General features: G+C 43.3%; 15 protein-coding genes. 1 reads left to right on the forward strand and 14 read right to left on the reverse strand.

From position 1 onward, the window contains the following. Window positions 1-78: 78 nt before the first annotated feature. Window positions 79-2,082 carry a M56 family metallopeptidase gene (locus DIU38_RS23790; protein ID WP_112657333.1) on the reverse strand — a complete coding sequence of 668 codons (2,004 nt, stop codon included), beginning with the start codon at window positions 2,080-2,082 and terminating at the stop codon, window positions 79-81. 2 nt (window positions 2,083-2,084) lie between these two features. Next, on the reverse strand, window positions 2,085-2,456 hold the full coding sequence (locus tag DIU38_RS23795; RefSeq protein WP_090534685.1) for a BlaI/MecI/CopY family transcriptional regulator: 372 nt from the start codon (window positions 2,454-2,456) through the stop codon (window positions 2,085-2,087). Window positions 2,457-2,613: 157 nt separating this feature from the next. Here DIU38_RS23795 and DIU38_RS23800 point away from each other — a divergent pair, with 157 nt between their 5' ends. Then, on the forward strand, window positions 2,614-4,017 hold the full coding sequence (locus tag DIU38_RS23800) for an MBL fold metallo-hydrolase RNA specificity domain-containing protein (protein ID WP_112657331.1): 1,404 nt from the start codon (window positions 2,614-2,616) through the stop codon (window positions 4,015-4,017). 129 nt (window positions 4,018-4,146) lie between these two features. Here the strand turns inward: DIU38_RS23800 and DIU38_RS34210 are convergent, their stop codons facing one another. From DIU38_RS34210 to DIU38_RS23855, 12 genes are all read right to left on the reverse strand, one after another. Continuing rightward, complete coding sequence (locus DIU38_RS34210) at window positions 4,147-4,347, reverse strand: NAD-binding protein (protein ID WP_317131851.1); 201 nt, start codon at window positions 4,345-4,347, stop codon at window positions 4,147-4,149. Next, window positions 4,344-5,003: an NAD(P)-dependent oxidoreductase gene (locus tag DIU38_RS23805; RefSeq protein WP_243770676.1), complete on the reverse strand. Its 660-nt coding sequence runs from the start codon at window positions 5,001-5,003 to the stop codon at window positions 4,344-4,346. The genes DIU38_RS34210 and DIU38_RS23805 overlap by 4 nt, the downstream gene beginning before the upstream one ends. Window positions 5,004-5,084: 81 nt before the next feature. Next, window positions 5,085-5,657 (reverse strand): Crp/Fnr family transcriptional regulator, encoded by a 573-nt coding sequence (locus tag DIU38_RS23810; protein WP_112657329.1) that lies wholly within the window; start codon window positions 5,655-5,657, stop codon window positions 5,085-5,087. A 153-nt stretch (window positions 5,658-5,810) separates the two neighbouring features. Beyond that, the gene (locus DIU38_RS23815; protein ID WP_243770675.1) at window positions 5,811-6,236 is read right to left on the reverse strand and encodes a hypothetical protein; all 426 of its coding nucleotides are present in this window, start codon (window positions 6,234-6,236) and stop codon (window positions 5,811-5,813) included. Window positions 6,237-6,341: 105 nt separating this feature from the next. Further along, window positions 6,342-7,094, reverse strand: a complete 753-nt coding sequence (locus DIU38_RS23820) for an SDR family oxidoreductase (protein ID WP_112657399.1) — start codon at window positions 7,092-7,094, stop codon at window positions 6,342-6,344. Window positions 7,095-7,236: 142 nt separating this feature from the next. Next, window positions 7,237-7,977, reverse strand: a complete 741-nt coding sequence (locus DIU38_RS23825; protein ID WP_112657327.1) for an SDR family oxidoreductase — start codon at window positions 7,975-7,977, stop codon at window positions 7,237-7,239. Between the two features lie 226 nt (window positions 7,978-8,203). After that, on the reverse strand, window positions 8,204-9,142 hold the full coding sequence (locus DIU38_RS23830) for a helix-turn-helix domain-containing protein (RefSeq protein WP_112657325.1): 939 nt from the start codon (window positions 9,140-9,142) through the stop codon (window positions 8,204-8,206). A 119-nt stretch (window positions 9,143-9,261) separates the two neighbouring features. Continuing rightward, window positions 9,262-10,728: a DUF4097 family beta strand repeat-containing protein gene (locus DIU38_RS23835; protein ID WP_112657323.1), complete on the reverse strand. Its 1,467-nt coding sequence runs from the start codon at window positions 10,726-10,728 to the stop codon at window positions 9,262-9,264. Continuing rightward, the gene (locus tag DIU38_RS23840; RefSeq protein ID WP_112657321.1) at window positions 10,709-11,284 is read right to left on the reverse strand and encodes a hypothetical protein; all 576 of its coding nucleotides are present in this window, start codon (window positions 11,282-11,284) and stop codon (window positions 10,709-10,711) included. Before DIU38_RS23840 ends, DIU38_RS23835 begins: the two co-directional genes overlap by 20 nt. Then, entirely contained in the window at window positions 11,281-11,841 is a 561-nt protein-coding gene (locus DIU38_RS23845; RefSeq protein WP_112657319.1) for an RNA polymerase sigma factor, read from the reverse strand. Before DIU38_RS23845 ends, DIU38_RS23840 begins: the two co-directional genes overlap by 4 nt. 258 nt (window positions 11,842-12,099) lie before the next feature. After that, window positions 12,100-12,630: an AAA family ATPase gene (locus DIU38_RS23850; protein WP_112657317.1), complete on the reverse strand. Its 531-nt coding sequence runs from the start codon at window positions 12,628-12,630 to the stop codon at window positions 12,100-12,102. A gap of 251 nt (window positions 12,631-12,881) precedes the next feature. Beyond that, window positions 12,882-14,189 carry a M28 family metallopeptidase gene (locus DIU38_RS23855; protein WP_112657315.1) on the reverse strand — a complete coding sequence of 436 codons (1,308 nt, stop codon included), beginning with the start codon at window positions 14,187-14,189 and terminating at the stop codon, window positions 12,882-12,884.

The following is a 14,189-nucleotide window of genomic DNA, read 5'->3' on the forward strand; positions in this document are numbered from 1 at the left end:
GGTTTTGGCTTCAAAGATATAAAACTTCACATAAATTAGCACAACACTGCGCCAAAACCCATCAACATCAAAGGAAAATCAATTGACGGCTTTCACCGGACTACCTGAAGCTGCCCTTTTCTTAGCAGCTGTTTTTGTAGTCACCAGCACAACACCATTTACGGCCCTCTCGCCGTAAATAGCCACAGTATTTTTATCTTTTAACACACTTATCTGTTCGATATCGGTCGGATTAATCTTACTTAACGATGTCCCCTGGGCCAGGGCTACCCCATCGATAATAATTAAAGGCGCTGATTTACCGCTATACTTGTCACTAACTATCACATGCTGCCTGGTGGTATCAACAACCAAACCGCCATATATTGGCCTGTCTTCGCCCGACGGATTTACAACATCCCCTGTTTTGTTTTCGCCCGGCTTGGCAGATTTATCGTCGGCAAGTGTAAAGCTTATCGGTACCGAATACTGCACTTTTACCGGCTTGCCATTCTGAATTCCAGGTTTCCAGGCCGGCGATATACTAAGCACTCTTACAGCTTCCTCGTCGCAACCTGAGCCTATCCCTCTTACAACCTTCATGTTTGATAACGACCCATCTTTTTCAACAACAAAAGTTATGATCACCCTGCCCTGAACATTATTATCGCGGGCGGCTTTGGGATACCTCAGGTTAGTCATCAGGAATTTTCCAAATGCTTCTAACCCACCCTTAAACTCAGGCACCTGCTCAACCGATGTAAATACCGGATCAGAACCTGATTGAGCCGAAGCTATTGAGAATGTTACAGGTGCGGTAGTCTTTGTAGTATCATCGCTGGGAGCAAGCCTAAAACTGATAGGCACTGAATATTGTGTCCTCACCGTACGATTTCCCTGCATACCGGGCTTCCAGTTAGGCGATAGTTTTATCACCCTTAATGCTTCGTTATTCAGATCATCCGTAATACCCTTTACAATCCTTTCATTTGAAAGCGAGCCATCCTTTTCAACAACAAAGGTTATGATCACCCTTCCCTGGATCTTTTGTTCACGGGCTGTTGCAGGGTATTTTATATTGGTAGATAAAAATTTACCAAAAGCCCCCAGCCCGCCCGGAAACTCGGGCAAACGGGCAACCGCAGTATATACCGGTGAGGTATCAGCTGCTACAACCGGCCTTTCAAGTTTAAGAGGCTCATCAATAGTAATCTCCGCCACTTTACTGGCCGGCGTCGAGAAAACTTTATCGGCCTTAGTGTTGATGACCGTAATGGTATCACTATTATTAATTGTAGCTGATGACAGTACCATCATCAAAATAAACAGAGGGGCCGACAGTCCGTATTTAATAAGCGTTATGCGGTGCGATTTATTTTTTTGCAACATGATAATACGTTCTTTCAACAAACTTTTGTTAAAAAATGAATTAACCAAGTTGTGTGAAGGCGTATTAAATGTTTGGCTTAAAAGCAGCATGGCATAATCGGCCTTATCAGTACCAGCTTCAACAGCATGCCTGTCGGCTATAAATTCGTGAATATGCTTGATCGCCCGACGATAGAAATAAACAATCGGGTTAAACCAGTTAATGATCATCACCAGTTCAACCAGCAACACATCGGCCGAATGCCATTGTTTGGCATGTACATCCTCATGCGTGGCAATTGCTTCATTGGCCTCCCCATCGGCATTTAATTTCACGGTTTTGAAAAAGGAATAGGATACCTGTGATTGCGGCTGACTAATCACCTTTTTTAGCTTAAACAACTGCCAGATCAATCTGAGCGATAAAAAAACGATACCCGCCGCATATATAATAAACAGCACCTCCCCTATACTAATAGGCGATTCTTCAATAGGTTTAAAGTGATAAACCAATACCGGGCTACTGTACAGGGTATACTTTACCTGCTGGGTAATAAATAGATTTTGCACCCAATCGGCCTGGATAACGGGTATCATAAATGATAGTAAAGCGGCACTTACCAGGTAAAGCCTGTTAAGCTGAAAAAAGGTTTCTTTGCGAAGCAAAAGCACATAAAACCCGTAAAACAGCAACAGGTATATGTTTACCAGTAATAAATATTGCCACCAGTTCATAATTACTTTTCTTTTAGTTTTTCAATCAGTTTCATGATCTCATCGGCCTCTTTCAGGTCGATCTTTTCTTTCTTTACAAAAAATGAAAGCATACGGTTAACAGAGTTGTCAAAATAACCGCTCAGTAATTTGTCGGCAGCAAAATTCTGGTATTGCTCCTTGCTGATTACCGGGTGATACTCATGACTTTTACCAAACGCTTCATGCCCAACAAAACCTTTTGTTTCCAGGATCCGGATAATTGTCGATACCGTATTGTAAGCTGGCTTGGGTTCAGGTAACTGTTCGATAACGTCTTTAACATACCCTTTTTTTAATTGCCAGAGCACTTGCATAATCTGCTCTTCGGCGCGGGTTAACTCTTTAATTTCCATGTGCGTACTTTAAATATTAATACCTCGTGTATTAATGTGTTTAATTGGTTAAACTAAGGTAAGAGATGTATTTTATATTTGCAACTAAATTTTTAGTTATTAATTTCTTAAACTTTAAATCATCATATTCGTTGTGATACTTCATACCATTTTATAAATGAACATAACCTTCCATGGTGCTGCCCGTAACGTAACCGGCAGCAAGCATTTACTCCGATTAAACGACGGTACCAGCATATTATTAGACTGCGGCATGTTCCAGGGCCTGGGTGAGCAAACCGAAGAAATGAACGAACATTTTGGCTTTAATCCCAAAGGTGTAACGCACATGATCCTTTCGCACGCGCATATTGACCATTGCGGTTTAATTCCGCGGCTCGTTGCCGAAGGATTTGAGGGAAACATTTATTGCACCTCGGCCACGATGGACCTTACACGCATCCTGCTGCTCGATTCGGCAAAGATCCAGGTACAGGACACCGAGTATAGTAACAAACACCGCATCCGCAAAGGCTTGCCGCTGCTTAATCCTCTATACACCGAAGAGGATGTGATGGAGGCCCTTCGCCTGTTCAAAATTGTTGAATATGGTGAAGAGTTTGAAATTACCCCTGCCGTAAAATTCAACTTTACTGATGCCGGGCATATTCTGGGCAGCGCGGCAGTGCATATTACCGTTACAGAAAACGGCAGGGATACCCACATTACTTTTAGCGGCGATGTTGGTCGTTATGACGATCTGCTGTTGAAAAACCCGCAAACATTTGAGCAGGCTGATTATATTTTACTGGAATCAACCTATGGCGATTCCCTGCATAAAGAACTGGGGCCTATTGAAGAGTCGCTGCTGGAGATCATTAAAGAAACCTGCGAAGTTAAAAATGGCAAGGTAATTATCCCGGCATTCAGCGTTGGCCGTACGCAGGAATTACTGTACGCCTTAAACGGCCTGGAACTGAAAGGTATCCTGCCGGATGTTCCTTATTATGTAGATAGCCCGCTATCGGAAAAAGCAACCGAAGTATTGATGAACCACACCGAGGTTTATAATAAAAATGTGCAGGAAGTTTTAAAAACCGATGCCAATCCTTTTGGGTTTAAGGGCTTGCGCTTTATTGAAAGTGTAGAGGAATCAAAGGCGCTGAATAACGATCCGCGCCCCTGTGTCATCATTTCCTCATCGGGCATGGCCGAGGCCGGACGGGTAAAGCACCACATTAAAAACAATATCAATAATCAAAAGAACACTATTTTAATGGTGGGCTATGCTGAGCCAAATTCATTGGGCGGCCGGTTATTAAAAGGCGATCATGAGGTACATATTTTTGGCGAAATGTATGAGGTAAAAGCCGAGGTCCGCTCCGTTAAATCAATGAGCGCCCACGGCGATTATGACGACCTGCTCCATTTCCTGGCCTGCCAGGACCCCGCATTGGTAAAAACCGTATTTCTTGTTCACGGCGAGTACGAAGTGCAGCAGCATTTTGCCGCGAAAATTAAAGCGCACGGCTTTCATCATGTTGAGATCCCGTACCAGCATCAGAAGATAGTTTTGGAGTAGATTATAAATCTGTCATCCTGAACTTGTTTCAGGACCTCACAGGTAAGGTTACCCACATGCATAGTTTACACCTTGCATGTGGGGTGCCGAAATAAATTCGGCATGACTCTATTTTTTGTGCTTCCTTTTTTACTCCTTCCCCACCTGTTTTATCACCGCAATAATATCCTCTTCACCAAAGGCTTTTTCAGCATCCTGGTAGGTTCGATAGGCGGTTTCGCCAAGCGGTGTAGCCAAACCAAGGTCTTTAGCCAGTCGCAGGTCTTTGGCTATATGTTTTAATGCAAATGCAGCGTTATAATTATTGTTAACAATGGCATCGCCCTTTATTTGATAAACGGACTGCCTAAGGCGCTGTTGCTAATCAGCATTGTGAGTGCTTCTGCATTAATACCGTTTTGCTGCGCCAGTGTTATTGTTTCGGCAAATCCCTGTGCAACAATACCAAGCAGCGTATTGATGGCTAATTTAGCTACGTTGCCCGCGCCTGTGTCGCCTACAAGCATCACCAGCTTGCCCATTTTTTCGAGGATTGGTTTAGCCTGGTCAAAAGCTTCAGCCTCGCCACCCACCATAATAACCAACATGGCATCCTCCGCCTGTTTGACACTGCCTGATACCGGGGCGTCCAGGTAATAGTGACCCCGCTGTTTACATGCAGCAGCCATTTCCTTACTGATAGCAGGCGATACAGTGCTCATGTTAATGATAATCTTACCGCTAACATTTGCAGCTAACAAACCTCCCTCACCATTAAAAATATCATTGATGGCTTTATCATCAGATACCATCACAAAAACAACATCGGCGTTATTTAATAATGAGGCCGGAGATGCAGCCGTACCGATACCTTGCTCTTTAAACCCTGCTTCCTTATCCTTACTGCGGTTATAAACGCTGAGCGGATAGCCGGCTTTGATTAATTGCTGCGACATTGGGATGCCCATTTTGCCTAAACCAATCCATCCTGTTTTGACTGTATTCATAGTAGCTATTTTATTTTTGCTTTATATAGATTTTATTGATAGCGATTTCCGCTGTGCCAATTTAACAGATGGCAAGAAACGTTAGCGAATATTTTTGCGGATCCGGCTCAATGATTGAGGCGTTACGCCCAGGTAAGACGCGATATCGGTAAGTGATACTCTCCTGGCAACCTCGGGCTGCCGTTCCAAAAACAACCGGTACCTTTCCGACGAGTCGTAACCAAGATAAGTGTTTCGCGTTTTTATCTTCTCCATAAGCGTATGCTGCGAAATCTGATCGATCATTCCTTTGAGATAAGGCAGCTTTTCATATAAAGCCAGCAGGTTGTTTTTGCTAATAACCAATAGTTCTGTATTGCAGGCGGCCTGAATACTTTCATCAGTGATCAAGTTGTTATTAAAGCTATACAGAATGGTGCAAAACTGATTGTCCTTTAAAAAGAAATAAGTAACCTCATTTCCCTTGTCATTTCGCGCCATAATACGCAGTATGCCGTTGGTAATAAAAAAGAGCTGTCTTGCTACATGCCCGAGATGCAAAAGCGTATCCCCTTCTTTAAATTTCGTTGGCTCAAAGGCTTTTAGTATGAGCTCCTGATCATCAACCGGGATAGGTTTTAACTGCTGTAACCTGGCTATAAGTTGCTGTTGCATGATACAAAGATCAGGTAAAATTGAAGTAAAAGCATCAATAAAAAAAGTCCTTGCGAGGAACGAAGCAACAAGCCTCCTCTAAATCTCCCCCGGAGGGAGACTTTTATTTATCTCATTTTAAAGCCCTTCCTTCCGGGGAGGGTTTGGGTGGGGCTAACCCGCCTGCCCTATTTCCAATTTACTGATCTTATTGCCGGCACCAATCGTAAACTTAAAATAGGTTTTAAAATCGCCCCACTGGTCGCTGTGAAATTTGCCGTATAGGTGCAGGCCGTTTTGTTCCACCTTGTCGATACTGGTAAAACGTTCATGGCCTAAAGCTTTTTCAAAAAAACTTTTAAAGTCCATTTTATTACCATCATCAAAAAGTTGGGCATCATTGGTGAACAAGCTAAACCAAGCCTGCTTATCGCCGCTTTGCAGGGCGTCGATGGCTTGTTTCACTACCGGGTTAGTTAACTTTTCGGTATTCATGGTATTGATATTTTGGATAGTTGCAGCAGGTGTTTTTGCAGCTTGTGCGTTAACAGCAGAAGTAATTAGTGTGCCGTATATGATATAATGATTAAGCGTTTTCATGACATGGTAGATGTATAATCAAATAATGCTACTTTTTGAATTAAATACAGGTAGCAGCTTATAGCTATGACTATAAGCTGCTACCCTATGTTACTAAACTGACCATTAATTTGTTGCGCCGCCGTTTACCAACAGGTGTTGTCCGTTCACAAATGATGAAAGATCGCTGGCGAAAAACTCGGCCACATTGGCCACATCTTCAACTTCGGCCAGGCGGCCCATCGGACAACTGTCAAGCAATTGTTTTCTTAATGCGGGGTAACTATCAGCTTCGGCAAAGATACCTGAATGATCAACAGCAAACGGTATGATAGAGTTAACTGTTACACCACGGTGACCAATTTCTTTCGAAAGGATATCAACCAAATACCTTGGAGTAGTTTTACTGCCGCCATACACTGCCATTCCGGGTACAGGGAATGAGGTTGTGCTTGAGGCTATGTAAATAATGCGGCCGTTATCCTCAACATTTTTGGCTGCCTGCTGCATAGTAAAGTAAGTGCCTTTTGTATTAATGCCAAACACACGGTCGAACTGTTCTTCGGTAAAATCAATTACCGGGGTTTCCACCAGTTCGATACCGGCGTTAGCTACTACGATATCTATTTTACCAAACGCTTCTTTAGCTTCTTTAAAAAGCCTTTCAATATCAGCTACTTTACTTACATCGGCCTGCACAGCTATTACATTTGCACCCATCGCTTTGATGTTGCTGACCACTTCATCGGCCGATGCTTTATCGCGCGAATAGTTGATCACGATGTCGGCACCTAATGCTGCATAACGTTCTGCAATTGCTTTACCTAAACCACGGGCCGAGCCGGTTATTACCGCTACTTTATTATTTAATGAGTTCATGATTGTTTTTTTGATTACACCGATGAAGTTTGATTTCACCGATTGCGTTAATGATTCTATGATTACTATTCCTGTCTCTCGCTGTCTTGCTTCTTGACTCTTGCCGTCTTGCTTCTATCATTCCCCTTCAGGGGTTAGGGGCTTACGCCATTGCACCATTAGCCCCGATATTTTGCGCAGAGATCCATTTGGCGTCGTCGCTTGCCAGGAAGGCTACTATTTTGGCAATATCTTCAGGTTCGCCGATGCGGTTAAAAGCTGATAATGACGCCAGGCGGTCGATCAGATCCTGAGGTTTGCCTTTGGTAAACAGTTCGGTATTTGTTGGGCCCGGAGATACTGTGTTTACATTGATGCCTCTTGCTCCCACTTCCTTGGCAAATATGCGGGTTAATTGCTCCACCGCGCCTTTGGTGGCTACATAGGTAGCATAAGTTGGCATCATAACGCGGGTAGTGGTTGATGAAAAATTGATGATACTGCCGCCATTGGCCAGTTTAGTTGCGGCTTCGCGCATGGTATTAAATGTTCCGCGAACGTTGATATCAAACTGACGGGTAAAATCCTCGTCGGTAGTGTCTTTTATTAATTTGGTAATCATGATGCCGGCGTTGTTTACCAGTACATCAATTTTGCCGTAATGAGCTATCGCTGCATCAAACATGGCTGCTACTTCATCGGCCTTGCTAACGTCGGCCTGCAGGGCAATGGCATCGCCGCCTTGTTGTTTGATAGAGTTTACGGTTTGGTCAGCAGCTTCTTTGCCGCCTGCGTAGTTGATAATTACATTAGCGCCTTCGGCTGCTAATTTGTGGGCTACTGCTGCACCTATGCCTCTTGAGGCGCCGGTTACTAATACTACTTTTGATGCTAATGTGTTCATGGTTTCATTTTGTTGTGTATGTTTTGTTGTCGTAGATTGACAATACAAAGGTGGCAAGGGCGAGGCCCCTGAATGATACACATATCAAAGCATTACATACGAATATCTAAGATTGGCTTATAAATTTTGTTTGAGATGGTTTAAAGTAGAGACGCCTTACATGCGTCTCCCATAGGACAAGCAGCCTTGTAAGTTATCAAGCCAGCTTGCTTTATAGACATCTTTATTAAGAGGATACCCTATGGTGCTCCTTCCTGAACAGCACCGGCGACAAATCAGTATGCTTTTTAAAATAATTACTGAAATGGGTAGCTTCAGAAAAACCCAGGCGATAAGCAATTTCTTTAATAGAGAGTTTTGAGTTCTGCAAGAGGGCCTTGGCCTCAGTTATAGTTTTTTCGGCAATCCAGTTGCTGATGGTTTTGCCGGTTTTTATTTTGATAACATTACTCAGGTAATTGGGATGAAGGCTTTGCGCGTCGGCGTAGTCCTGCACTCTGAAAGCTTGTTCGGCTACGCCGCTGCTCAGGTCGCGATAATGTTTTTCGAGCAGGCGTTTAAAGTTTTTTACAATTTCCGAGCTTCTGTTACCTTCATATATCGGGTTATAGTCTTTCCAGAAATATTCTTTGAATTTTAACAGCACCACCACAAACAGGTTACCGATGATCCGGTAACGGAATGGGCTATCTGAATTATACTCTTTCAGGATCTGGTGATATAAAATATCAAACTCCTCAAAAATTTCGGGCGTAAGTACGCGGGCCGGAAATGTTTCGGCTAGCAGAAAAGGAAACTCATCAAAAATATTGGCGTGTACGTTTTCCTTCAAAAACGATTCGCTCAACGTAAACAGGTATACATCGCCAATACGCTCCCAGTTAAACGAACGAAAATGGCCCGGATTGGTAAAGTAAATAGCACGGGGCTGCAGCTTATGATTTTGCTCATCAATGGTATAATCGCCACTCCCATCTTTAATAAAGGCGAAAACAAAAAAGTTAAGCCTGCTCAAGGGCGATCTAAACGGCATTGGCTGATTGATATCTTTCAGGTTAAAAACCGTAAAATCGGTATGCTTTATTAGCTCAAGTGGCAAGCCCAGGTGCTTGTACTGATCATAAAGGGTATTAAAGATCTGTTTTTCATTATCCTGGTGATGCATGACGAGATGTTTGCACCAAAGCTATGAGGGATACGGTAGATTTGCAATAACGGGCTAATCAATAAAAAACGGCGCATCAGTTACAATACGCCGTTTTCTATTTTACATCTAAAATATTTTTAATCAAAGCTTACGCTGCCGTAACTGGTATTGATGGTAATGGTTTTATCACTACCACCTTTACCTAAATGACCTTTGTAGGTTTTTGTCGGACTATAGCCACGTTCACCGTCGGCAGGGGTTTTACTGGTGATGTTAACATCATGGCCGCTATAGTTAAAGCTACCGTAGTGCACAGTGATATCAAAATCAGCATTCTGGCCGTCGCTCACTCCCAGTTTTACACTTGAATATGATGAATTAACCGAAAGATTTTTCACATTTTTATCAACCTCTTCAATCTTTAACGCCCCACTGAATTTAACGTTGATATTACCCGAAGTAGTAATACGGCCAATTTTGGCCGAGCCGTAGCTTACATCAGCATTGAGTTTATCACAATCACCAAGATTAAGGCTGCCATAGGCTACATCCAAATCGCTGCCGGTAAGGTTGCCGATAGTTGCACTGCCATATTTAACCCTGATCTGGCAAGCTGGGTTGCTTAAGGATTTGGCGCTAAGGCTGCCATATGAGTTATTGATATTGAGTTTACCGCTCAGGTCGGGCAACTCGGTATTGCCATATTTGTTGTTAATGGTAAGTGGGTTTCTGGCTGGCATATACACGGTATAATTGATCTCCATTTTGCGGAACGCGTTTCTTTTGCCAAACAATGATCCCCAGATGCCGCCCTCATTATCACCATCGCCCTGATTAATGGATGTCCTGAATGAAACACCCGAACCATCTTTGCTATCCTTGATGCTTACGGCATCCAGCATCTTTTGCACCTTATCTTCGTCGTTGGCGCCAACTACGATCTGCACGTCAACTTTCACCTCACTTTTTGCCCAGGTAAACACCGTTACTTTACCATATTTATTATCAATGTTAATCACATCGTTGCCGTCAACATTATAGCTTTTACTGTAGCTTTTGGTCTTCTCAATGATGTCTCCGTTTTGTACCTGCTTTTCATAACCCTCGTCACCATCATAACTGTAGCTAAAGTTTTGGTCGAAGTTTTTAAAACCGAAGTTAATATTAGGACTTAGCATCTCAAATTTATCGGCAAACTTCAAGCTGTCAAATCCTTTAAACTTCATTTTAAATTTCAGGCTATCAAAGTTTTTAAGCTTCAGGCTATCCTTAAACTTAAAAGCAAGCTGTTTGTTCAGCTTCAGCATATTTTGCATTTTAAGATGCAATTGCTTTTGCTGCTGCACGCGCAGGTTGCTCATTTCCTTTTGCAGTTCGCGCATTTTGGCGTTCAGCTCTTTCATTTTTTGCTGATACTCCTTACTGTCGGTTACCGAAGTCCAGCCATCCCCGTTCAATTCAGCGGCGGGAGGCGGTGTAGGAGGCAATTTTGGCATTGCCGGCGCAGGCGGGGCTGCAGGACTTACCTGTGCAAAGTTTGCTGTACTTATGGCTAATAAGCCGATAAGCATAAGCAGGGCCGGACTAAATATTTTTGGTTTCATTGTTTTGTTCCTTTTTCATCTGGTTAAACTGTTCAATTACATTTAATTGCTGAGTTAGCACCTCGGTTTGTATTTGCAGGTTCCGGATCATTGCACGTAAAACACGTTCCTGATTAGGGCTGGTGGCTAAATCACTGTTTAGTTTTTTATAGGTTGAATCCATCTTGGCTATCTCGGCGCTGAACTCCTTGTATAGCTGAGGATCATTTTTAGATGCTGACTTAAGTTCGGTAAGCTTGGTTTCAACAAGCGATGCATAGCGCATTTGCTGTTGTGCGTACTCGGGGTTAATAGCGGCAAGGTCAACGCCTTTTGCGCCTTTTTGGCTTTGTATATATATGCCGAAGCCTACGCCCATTACAATGATCACCGATGCGGCCACTTTTAGCACGAAGCCCAGCGAAAAAGTCTTTGCTTCCCGCTTTTTTGGTTGCTCCTGCTCCTGGTCCAAAAAATTGAGCTGTGCCTCAATTTTACCCCACAAATCTGCCGATGGTTCTATTTCGTTAAATTCCTCGTTATTGTCGTGCATGAAATCTTCAAATCGCTTGCTCATGATACTTGTCCTTTCCTGTTTAAAATTTCAATTAACTTTCTTTTAGCTCTCAAAAACTGGGTTCTTGATGTGTTTTCTGATATGTTCAATATTTGTCCTATTTCTTCGTGGTCATATCCTTCAAGCAGATATAATGATATCACCACGCGATAGCCATCGGGCAACTGATTCATGCCTTCTTTTACCCTGGCAACCTGGTACTGCAGGTCTTCATCGTCCCAGCTCTCGTCATTGGCAATATTTTCAAGATGGCCATCTTCCAGCTCAACCAGTTCCAGCTTTCGTTTGCGCAGCAGGTTGATCGACCGGTTTACAACAATCTGCTTAAGCCAGAGGCCAAATGTGGTATCCTGCCTAAAATCCTTCAGCTTGGCAAAGGCATCCACAAAAGCTTCCTGCAGCACATCTTCTGCTTCGGTAATATCGCCCACTATCCGAAAGGCCACGTTCAGCATAGCTTTCGAATACAAACGGTAAAGCTCATAACAGGCTTTTTTGCTCCCCTGTTTGCACTCAATTACCAGGTTGTAATGTTTATCAATATATATTGCTTCCAAATTCGTGACCGGCTTCAGGTTAATAGACGCAAGGCATTTTGCAACGTTGCACGTATGTGAAAAATATTTTTTTAATTATTGATAATTTTTTTGAAAATATGGAGTTAGGGCGATTTTAGATGCGCAGATGTTTTTGTCTGAACCTGAATTTATTGAATTAATAGAATAATTAAATCACCCGCACATTCACCATCTGCACATTTAACATTTACACATCCGCACATCATCCCCAAAAATCATCCCGGTCATCCTTTAATCCTAAAAATCCGGGTGCAGATATTCATCCACCACTTTCACCGCATTATCATACCTATCCTGCCCAAGGCCGGAGATTACCTTATAATTAGCGTTGAGCGCCTGGAGCTCCCGGTGCCAAACGTTCATAAAATACTCGCGTTTGGTCGGAAAATTACGTAAAGGATCGTCCTGCCAGGGCAGATCGATATCTAAGAGTAAATAAAAATCATAAGGATGGTGGGGCAATTCGTCAAGCACCTCCTGCGGGGCGCTGCCAAACATTTCCTCGCTCCAGATCTTTACTGTTAAAAAAGTGGTATCACAAATCAGGATCCCATTAGCCCGCGGCAGCAGTTTTTTTTCAAGCGCTATCTGGCCGTGGAACATATTTACCTCATCCTGCCAGGTACAATCGCCCGTGAGATTTGCACAATACTCACGCGAATACTCGGGTACAGCAATTGTATTGTAACGCGCCGCCAAATATTCAGACATGGTTGACTTCCCTGTTGATTCGGGGCCTACGACTGCTATTTTGAGTATTTTGTTCATGAGGTAAAATTACATTAAATAAAAATCCCCTCATGAGAGGGGATTTGCGTCAAAGTGTTCTTTTTTCGCCGATGACAACAGCGCAGCTATTGGAAAGACAAAAATGTCATAGGAGGAACAAAAGTAATCGTATGCTATACAGGGCGGCTTTGCTGCTGTGCGATTGCCACGCTATCGCTCGCAATGACATTTTCTTTTATTCTTTTCTGTAAAGGGAGCAAACTAATCTCTAATCACTAACCTCTAATCACTTATTCCGTTTTCTTCGGAACCCTTGTTGGTGTATCCTGGCCCGAAACTATAGTGCGCGAGCTCAGGGCTATCGCGCGGATGGCCGAAGTGATATTGTTCACATCCAGCGAACTAAACTCATCGCTAACAGTATGGTATAATTTGTCAATATCAATCTGGTCGGTTGAGATGGTGTGGGCCGGTACGCCAACTTCAGCCAGCGACGCGTTATCACTTCTGTAAAACAGGTTCTGGTCTGGGTAAGGGTCCGGGTAAAACTTAAAGGCGGTACCTTTCAGGTTCTTCTGCAGGATCTTGCCAAAATCAGATCTTTCAAACCCGGTAATAAATGCCGAGTTAGTGCCAAATTTAGATGCTTTACCAATCATTTCGATGTTGAACATAGCAACTACCTTATCTGCATCTATTTGTTTGGCAAAATACTGCGACCCGTATTCGCCAATCTCTTCGGCAGTAAAGGCTACGAAAATAAGCGTACGGGCATTATTGTTGAGCTTTTTATAGTATTTAGCCAGGCTCAATACCGCGGTTGTGCCCGAGGCATCATCATCCGCGCCATTGGCAATACTATCAGTTACTCCGGGCTTATCGGGTTTGATAATGCCCAAATGGTCGTAGTGGCCCGAAAATACCACGTATTCATTCGGTTTGGTTTTCCCGGGGAGGATACCGGCAACATTAAACAGCGGCAGTTCTTCGTTTTTGATATCGCAGTTAACATCAAATGATGCTGTGTTATCGAACTTGCCCAATACAAATACCAGGGGCTGTTTTACTGTGCCTTTAAAATTTGTGCTGCCTGCCCCAAGGTACGACTTAACCCGGCTAAACAGATCTTTAAACTTAGGGTCGATCAGCAAAAGTGTTTTTTTGCCGCTTTGTGAAGCTGCCCGGTACTCGGTCCTGAAATTTTTATCCGCACCAACGGTAACTACCTGTACATCTTTATCGCTTGCCCATTTAAACGAATCCGTACCGCTTGCAAATGCGCTGTCTGCAACTATAGCTTTACCATTGATGCTTACACTCAAGCTAACAGGGGTCGACCGTACCATCGTAAAGTTTTGACGGTAACCGGTATTGCCGGCCATAGGTTTAAGGCCGGCCTTTTTATATTCGCCTTCAATAAATGTAGCGGCCTTTTCAATGCCCGGCGTAAAAGTGGCCCTGCCCTGCATATCATCGGCCGACAGGGTTTTGATAATCCGGGCTACATCATCTTTACTAATGAGTTTATTAACATCCTGCGCAAAGCTATAAGCCGAAACGCTTAACAATGCCGCTGTTATTATCGAGATCTTTTTCAT

Source organism: Mucilaginibacter metallidurans, from assembly GCF_003286435.2.
GTDB classification, from domain to species: Bacteria; Bacteroidota; Bacteroidia; order Sphingobacteriales; family Sphingobacteriaceae; genus Mucilaginibacter; species Mucilaginibacter gossypii.

What these genes read in the sequence shown, in the direction of transcription:
- DIU38_RS23835 (WP_112657323.1), bottom strand. Translation starts at nt 10,728, where the DNA reads ATGAAACCAAAAATATTTAGTCCGGCCCTGCTTATGCTTATCGGCTTA.
- DIU38_RS23795 (WP_090534685.1), bottom strand. Translation starts at nt 2,456, where the DNA reads ATGGAAATTAAAGAGTTAACCCGCGCCGAAGAGCAGATTATGCAAGTG.
- DIU38_RS23840 (WP_112657321.1), bottom strand. Translation starts at nt 11,284, where the DNA reads ATGAGCAAGCGATTTGAAGATTTCATGCACGACAATAACGAGGAATTT.
- DIU38_RS23805 (WP_243770676.1), bottom strand. Translation starts at nt 5,003, where the DNA reads ATGAATACAGTCAAAACAGGATGGATTGGTTTAGGCAAAATGGGCATC.
- DIU38_RS23815 (WP_243770675.1), bottom strand. Translation starts at nt 6,236, where the DNA reads ATGAAAACGCTTAATCATTATATCATATACGGCACACTAATTACTTCT.
- DIU38_RS23820 (WP_112657399.1), bottom strand. Translation starts at nt 7,094, where the DNA reads ATGAACTCATTAAATAATAAAGTAGCGGTAATAACCGGCTCGGCCCGT.
- DIU38_RS23825 (WP_112657327.1), bottom strand. Translation starts at nt 7,977, where the DNA reads ATGAACACATTAGCATCAAAAGTAGTATTAGTAACCGGCGCCTCAAGA.
- DIU38_RS23800 (WP_112657331.1), top strand. Translation starts at nt 2,614, where the DNA reads ATGAACATAACCTTCCATGGTGCTGCCCGTAACGTAACCGGCAGCAAG.
- DIU38_RS23790 (WP_112657333.1), bottom strand. Translation starts at nt 2,082, where the DNA reads ATGAACTGGTGGCAATATTTATTACTGGTAAACATATACCTGTTGCTG.
- DIU38_RS23850 (WP_112657317.1), bottom strand. Translation starts at nt 12,630, where the DNA reads ATGAACAAAATACTCAAAATAGCAGTCGTAGGCCCCGAATCAACAGGG.
- DIU38_RS23810 (WP_112657329.1), bottom strand. Translation starts at nt 5,657, where the DNA reads ATGCAACAGCAACTTATAGCCAGGTTACAGCAGTTAAAACCTATCCCG.
- DIU38_RS23830 (WP_112657325.1), bottom strand. Translation starts at nt 9,142, where the DNA reads ATGCATCACCAGGATAATGAAAAACAGATCTTTAATACCCTTTATGAT.
- DIU38_RS23855 (WP_112657315.1), bottom strand. Translation starts at nt 14,189, where the DNA reads ATGAAAAAGATCTCGATAATAACAGCGGCATTGTTAAGCGTTTCGGCT.